Source organism: Pseudomonas agronomica, assembly GCF_025917275.1.
In the GTDB taxonomy this organism is placed as follows: Bacteria; Pseudomonadota; Gammaproteobacteria; order Pseudomonadales; family Pseudomonadaceae; genus Aquipseudomonas; species Aquipseudomonas agronomica.
The window spans coordinates 1-6,400 of sequence record NZ_JAOSHO010000293.1; the positions used below are offsets into that span (position 1 = coordinate 1).

Annotated in this window: 6 protein-coding genes; 4 read left to right on the forward strand and 2 right to left on the reverse strand. The window is 62.0% G+C overall.

What is annotated here, in order from left to right; genetic code table 11:
- Positions 1-445, reverse strand: a 445-nt coding sequence (locus OC610_RS18600; RefSeq protein WP_264429715.1) for an IucA/IucC family C-terminal-domain containing protein, incomplete at its 3' end; no start/stop codon positions are given.
- 199 nt (positions 446-644) lie between these two features.
- Here OC610_RS18600 and OC610_RS18605 point away from each other — a divergent pair.
- Positions 645-2,348 carry an ABC transporter ATP-binding protein/permease gene (locus OC610_RS18605; RefSeq protein ID WP_264429717.1) on the forward strand — a complete coding sequence of 568 codons (1,704 nt, stop codon included), beginning with the start codon at positions 645-647 and terminating at the stop codon, positions 2,346-2,348.
- 51 nt (positions 2,349-2,399) lie between these two features.
- Here OC610_RS18605 and OC610_RS18610 read toward each other — a convergent pair whose 3' ends face one another.
- Positions 2,400-3,356 carry a threonine dehydratase gene (locus OC610_RS18610; protein WP_264429719.1) on the reverse strand — a complete coding sequence of 319 codons (957 nt, stop codon included), beginning with the start codon at positions 3,354-3,356 and terminating at the stop codon, positions 2,400-2,402.
- Between the two features lie 104 nt (positions 3,357-3,460).
- On the opposite strand from OC610_RS18610, the gene OC610_RS18615 reads away from it, so the two are divergent.
- The 3 genes from OC610_RS18615 (at position 3,461) to OC610_RS18625 (ending at position 6,364) form a co-directional block, all read left to right on the forward strand.
- Complete coding sequence (locus OC610_RS18615; RefSeq protein ID WP_264429722.1) at positions 3,461-4,255, forward strand: helix-turn-helix transcriptional regulator; 795 nt, start codon at positions 3,461-3,463, stop codon at positions 4,253-4,255.
- A gap of 150 nt (positions 4,256-4,405) precedes the next feature.
- On the forward strand, positions 4,406-5,404 hold the full coding sequence (locus tag OC610_RS18620) for a response regulator (RefSeq protein WP_264429724.1): 999 nt from the start codon (positions 4,406-4,408) through the stop codon (positions 5,402-5,404).
- A 3-nt stretch (positions 5,405-5,407) separates the two neighbouring features.
- Positions 5,408-6,364, forward strand: a complete 957-nt coding sequence (locus tag OC610_RS18625) for a sensor domain-containing diguanylate cyclase (RefSeq protein ID WP_264429726.1) — start codon at positions 5,408-5,410, stop codon at positions 6,362-6,364.
- Positions 6,365-6,400: the final 36 nt, after the last annotated feature.

A 6,400-nucleotide genomic window follows, 5' to 3' on the forward strand; every position in this document is an offset into this window, starting at 1 on the left:
ACTGGTGCGCCTCGGGGAAGCCGTCCCTGGACAGGTCCGGGTCCATCCTGGCGAAGGCGCCATCCCAGATGGCGACGAAGTTGCCCCACAAGATCTTCGGAGCCAGGCCACCGGCGGCGGACAAGGTGCTGAACAGGGGCGCCAGGTGTCCGTGGACCCACCGCGACCAATAGTCTGCGCGACTGTCCGGGCCCAGGTCCGACACTCCCCTGTCCAGGCCTAACGCCAAAGGTTGCCCGTCCTCGTGCAACAGCACGGCACCCTCGCCCCAGAAATCGATGGCACGGCGACGGGTGAGCACACAGGCGAGCGTGGCTGGCAGGACGATGCTCATGTAGTTCATCGACCATTGCGACACCACCGCCGCGCTGTTCACCCCCGGATAACGCAGGGCGAACCGGGCCAACAACGGCTGGAGCACGGAGGGGTCGGCAAGCTGGTTCAATGGGATGGCTGGCTCGTTGCCAGATTCCTGGCGGATGACCCGTTGGATGGGCGGCCAGGCCTGGCGAAGCCATTCTGGAAATTCGATGACGGGGCTCCCGTGGCTTTCCCTAATTAATGCAAACGATTAGCATTGACGAATCCTATCCTCCCTCCCCTGCAAACTCAACGTTGCAAATGACCGGGCTGATCAAGACCACATGCAAACACTTCGCAATTTCTGGCGCCTCGCGCGGCCGTTCTGGGCCTCTGACGAGAAGTACCCGGCGCTGTTGCTACTGTTGGCCACCGTGCTGATGACCCTGTGCCTGGTGGGCGTCAACATCCTCACCAACTTCTGGAACCTGCACTTCTACAATGCCTTGCAGGCCTTGGATTACGCCGGGTTTGTGCTGGGTAGCGTGCAGTTCATCCTCCTGCAGGTCGGCACGGCCGCGTTCACCGTGGGCGCGTTCCATTTCCAGCAGAAGCTGACAATACGCTGGCGCCGTTGGACGACGCGCAACATGCTCGATCAATGGTTGGGTGGCCAGCGATACCAGAAATTGAAACTGACCGAGACCGAGGTCGATAACCCCGACCAGCGGATCGCCGAGGACGTAGATCTCTTCATCATCAAGTCGCTTAAATTGAGCCTCGGCTTGCTGACCTCGGTGGTGTCGCTGTTTTCCTTCCTGCATATCCTGTGGCAGGCCTCCCGCCTGGTCAGCGTGCCGTTCAATGGCGATTCGATGGTCGTCCCCGGGCTGCTGGTCTGGGTGGCACTGGTGTACGCGATCCTGGGCACCGGTTTTGCGTTCTGGCTGGGGCGCGCGCTGCCCGGGCTGAACTTCCTGCAACAGCGGCGCGAAGCAGACTTTCGCTTTTCGCTGATTCGCCTAAGGGAAAATGCTGACTCGGTGGCCCAGTACCAAGGCGAGGCGGTAGAGAAACAGCGCTTCAATCATCGCCTGGAGGCGGCGCTGGAAAATTTCTGGGCGCTGGTCAAGAAACAGAAACTGATCATGGGTTATTCAACCTTCTACCTGCGCAGCGCCACGGTGATCCCCATGTTCATCATGGCGCCCCAATTCTTTGCCGGGGCATTTCCCCTCGGCCGCCTGACGCAGATCAGCGCCGCATTCGGTGAAGTGCACGCGGCCATTGCTTACCTGGTGGGTGTGTTCCCGGAGCTGTCGGAATGGAAATCCGTCATTGACCGGTTGGTCGGTTTCCAGGAGCGCCTGGATAAGGTCGACGTCGAGTCCAAGGTCCAACTCGAACAGCAGCCCTCCGGGCTCGATGTGCGGAACCTGGATGTCTGGCTGCCAAACGGCCGGCAATTGTTCAAGTCTTTCAATCTGTCGCTCAAACCCGGTGACAGCCTGCTGGTCAGCGCGCCCTCGGGCTATGGCAAATCGACGCTGATCCGCGCGATCACCGGGCTATGGCACCACGCGAGCGGGTCCAGCCACTATGACCGGGAACGGGCCCTGACCTTGTCGCAAAAGCCTTACCTGCCGCTGGGCAGCCTGCGCGAGGCACTGTGGTATCCCCTCCCTCCTCGGGAACATGAGGACGTGGCCTTGCGCCTGGTCATGGAGCAGGTCGGCCTGCAGCATCTGGGCGATCAACTGGACGAAGAACGGGACTGGTCGCAGACCCTCAGCATCGGCGAACAGCAACGTTGCGCGTTCGTCCGGGCGCTTTTGGCGCGCCCGAGAGTGCTGTTCCTGGATGAAAGCAGCTCGGCGCTGGATTCGGCCAACGAGGCTCGCTGCTACCAGATTCTCAAGCAAACCCTGCCGGATACGATCCTGGTCAGCGTTGGCCATAACGCTTCGTTGGAAGGTTTCCATCGCCAAGTCCTCGAGCTGCAAAGCGGTGAGGAATGGGTACAGCGAAACGTCAAGCGCGCGGTATGACCAGCGAACAACCCTGCGTCAGCGACCGGCGCTGACGCAGGGTGTTGCAGCTTAGCCAATGACGCTCGCATAGACCGACCTGTCGACATTGCCACCGGAGAGAATCACGCCGACCTTCTTTCCTTCCATTCTTTCGCGCTCCTGGATAAGCGCCGCCAACGCCGCCGCGCCGGCCCCCTCGGCGAGGTTATGGGTATCGGTGTAGTAAATGCGCATGGCCTCGGCAATCGCTTGATCATCGACCGCCACGATCCGCGCCGCCCCCGCGCGGTACATCGCGAATGCTTCGGCGATGGGCCTGCGCACGGCCAGCCCGTCGGCAAAGGTGTTGGCCGAGTCCGTTTCGTGGATTTCCCCGGTTTCGAAGGATAACTTCGCCGCCATCGCCTCGGTGGACACCACACCCACGATTTCGGTCTGCAAACCCAGGGCATCGCGGGCGGCAATGACCGCGCAAATGCCCGAGCCACAGCCGATGGGCACGTAGACGGTGTCCAGGTCAGGCACGGCCTTGAACAGCTCAAACCCATAGGTGGCGACGCCCTTGACCAACTCGGTATGAAACGGCGGTACGAGATAGAGCCCCTGGGTCTTCGCCAGCCGCGCCGCCTCTTCCCGGGCCTCATCAAAATCACGGCCGTATTCGACCACCTCGCCGCCAAAGCCGCGCATGGCGTTGTTCTTCTCGATCGAGTTGCCCTCCGGCACCACGATCAACGCCCGCAGCCCCGACGCGCTGGCCGCCAGCGCCAGGCTCTGGCCGTGGTTGCCCCGGGTCGCGGTGACGATCCCGTTCACGTGGGGATGCTCGCGCTTGAGCCACTGCATGAAGGTGATGCCGCCGCGCACCTTGAACGCGCCCGTCGGGGTATGGTTTTCATGCTTGACCCACACCGTGCACCCCAGGCGCTCCGCCAGCAATGGCCAGGCGTACTGGGCGGTGGCGGGCATGACCTGGTAGACCTGGCGAGCCGCTTGTTCGATATCGTCGTGAGTCAGTCTGTACATAGTAGGCCTCCTGTGGTTTTGCCCAGTCTAGGCAGGGTCATCGAACCCAGGCTTTCAAAAAACCGACCTGACTTTTAGGCCGTCGCTTCACTATTATGGGCACCATGAGCCATCGAAACCGCCCGCAGCCACCGCGCCCGACTCAATCGACCCGTCGCATCGAGGCAGGCCCGTGGGCGATCGAATTGCTTCCCGGCAGCGCCTACGCGGCCCGATACGTCGCGACCCAGGCGGCGATCGGCTTTGCCTTCGACAGCCAGCGCGGCCAGCACGCCATCGGCAGTGATCGGGTACAGCCTTTCAATGCGATGCCCAACGGACTGGCGTTCGTCCCGGCCCAGTGTGACGTGTATTCAGAGTCGCCCCATGGCGGTGAATACCTGCGGGTGATGCGCACCGACGGCCATGTACTGCCAGGCCATGACGCTTTCAACAATCGCATCGACCCTCGCGCCATCGCCCTCGCGCAACGCATGCGTCGCGCGCTGCTGCACGGCTCGATCGACGATGACTGGGAAGCCTGGGCCGTCGCGCTGGCAGAACGCGCCACGTCGGGAAACGCCCTGCCCGCACGGCCCCAAGGCTCCATCACCGACAGCCGCATGCGCCTGCTGGACGAGTTCATCGATGCCGGCCTCGACCAACCGCTGGGCGTGCAGGTCATGGCCCAACTGCTGGGATTGTCCGAAGGTTATTTCATGCGGGCCTTCAAGGCCGCGACGGGCCAAAGCCCCCACGGCTACCTGATCGATCGGCGTCTGGCCAAGGCCCGGGCACTGATGCGTGACTCATCGGCGACGCTGGCGGAAATCGCCCACGCCTGCGGCTTCAGCTCCCAGGCGCACATGACGACGACGTTCAAGCAGCGCCTGGGGGCGAGTCCGGCGCAGTTGCGTTAGATGACGAGTGGAGTTGACGCCCTTGACTTAATGGTCCAGTTTTCAGTTATGCCTGATATTTCTAATCCATTCGTCAATGAGAGTGTCGTTGCTGCCTATGCATGATGTACGAAGCATCTCCCTCGCCATCAAGCTTCTTTGGACTGCCCGGTGCCGTTGATTCCCCTGGTTGTGTGCGACGACTCCACCATGGCGCGCAAGCAAGTGCTGCGCGCACTGCCACAAGACTGGCCGGTTGCGGTCACCGAAGCCGCCAACGGTCGCCAGGCCATGGATGCCATTCGCAAGGGCTTGGGGCACGTCGTGCTGCTCGACCTGACCATGCCGGAGATGGACGGTTACCAAGTGCTGAGCGCCTTGCGCGCCGAAGGGCTCAAAGCGCAAGTCATCGTGATTTCCGGGGACGTGCAGGATGAGGCTGTACGCCGTGTGCTCGAACTGGGCGCGCTGGCCTTCCTGAAAAAACCGTTCGATGAAAACCAACTGCGCCAGACGCTTACCCAGGTGGGATTGCTGACCCACCCCGGCCAGGTGCCGCCGCAGAATCGTCCGGCAACGACCACCGCCATCAGCTTCCAGGATGCGTTTCGCGAAACCGTCAACGTTGCCATCGGCCAGGCCGCAGCCCTGATCGCCAAGGTGCTAGGGGTCTTCGTGCAGTTGCCCGTGCCGAACGTGAACATCCTCGAAGTCGGCGAGCTGCACATGGCGCTGAATGACGTCGGCAGCTCCCAGCAACTCACGGCCATTTGCCAGGGATTCATCGGCAGCGGCATCGCTGGCGAAGCCCTGCTGATCTTCCACGATTCGGAGATTGCCGATATCGCGCAACTGATGCAGCGCCAGAGCGTCGATTACTCTGACCTGGAGATGTTGGTGGACCTGTCGAGCATCCTGATCGGCGCGTGCCTGAGCAGCATTGCCGAGCAGATCGACGTGATCTTTTCCCAGGGGCATCCGCAGGTTCTTGGCCAGCATGCGGCCATCGAAGAATTGATCCGGGCGAACCGCGTCCACTGGAAGAAAACTCTGGCGGTGGAAATCAGCTACAGCCTGGAGGGCCAGAATATCCGCTTCGACCTGTTGCTGCTGTTCACGGAAGACTCCATCGAGCGGCTGACCCACAAACTCGCCTACCTGATGAACTGAGCCATGAACGAATCCATCGATCTGAACGAATTCCATTGGTTGCTGGCCATCGTTCAGAGCATCGACGTCGGCGTGGTAGTACTCGACCGCGAGTACCGCGTGCAGGTCTGGAACACTTTCATGGAGAACCGCTCCGGCGTCCAGCCCAAGGACGCCCAGAACCGGAATTTCTTCAGCCTGTTCCCGGAAATCGACCGCCAGTGGTTCAGTCGCAAGGTTGAAAGCGTCGCGACCCTGGGCACGCCCGCGTTCACCGTCTGGGAGCAGCGCCCGTACTTGATGCGCTTCAAGAGCTACCAGCCGATCACCGGCCAGGAAGAGTTCATGTACCAGAACACCACGCTGCTGCCGCTGCGCTCGCCGGACAACCGCATCAACCACATCTGCCTGGTGATCTACGACGTCACCGACGTCGCCACCAATCGCCATCAGATCCAGGCCGCCAATGCTCAACTGCAATTGCTCTCCAGCACCGACCGCCTGACCGGCCTGTACAACCGCGGCCATTGGGAAGGCAGCCTGAAGGCCGCGTACGCCCGACACCAGCGCTACGGCAATGCGCTGAGCCTGGTGATGCTGGATATCGACCACTTCAAGCAGGTCAACGACACCTACGGCCACCAGGCCGGCGACAAGGTCATCGAGCAGCTCGCCCAACTGCTGCGCGAGCATGCGCGCGAGTCCGACGTGGCTGGGCGTTACGGTGGAGAGGAGTTTGGCGTGGTGCTGTCAGACACCGACCAGGCCGGCGCACGGATTTTCGCCGAACGCCTGCGCCAGGCTGTGGAGGCGCTGTTGGTGCAGTACAACGGCCAGGACATCCGTTTCACCATCAGCCTGGGCGTGGCCGATCTGAGCCAGCCCTCGAACGACCACGCCGAACTGATCGCCCGGGCCGACCAGGCGTTGTACACGTCGAAGAAAACCGGGCGCAATCGCGTGACGGTCCACGGTCACTGACCCACCAAAACCTTGTGGGAGCGAGCCTGCTCGCGA

Bases quoted from the DNA above. Each gene is read 5' to 3' on its own strand.
- OC610_RS18605 (WP_264429717.1), top strand. From the start codon at position 645: ATGCAAACACTTCGCAATTTCTGGCGCCTCGCGCGGCCGTTCTGGGCC.
- OC610_RS18610 (WP_264429719.1), bottom strand. From the start codon at position 3,356: ATGTACAGACTGACTCACGACGATATCGAACAAGCGGCTCGCCAGGTC.
- OC610_RS18615 (WP_264429722.1), top strand. From the start codon at position 3,461: ATGAGCCATCGAAACCGCCCGCAGCCACCGCGCCCGACTCAATCGACC.
- OC610_RS18625 (WP_264429726.1), top strand. From the start codon at position 5,408: ATGAACGAATCCATCGATCTGAACGAATTCCATTGGTTGCTGGCCATC.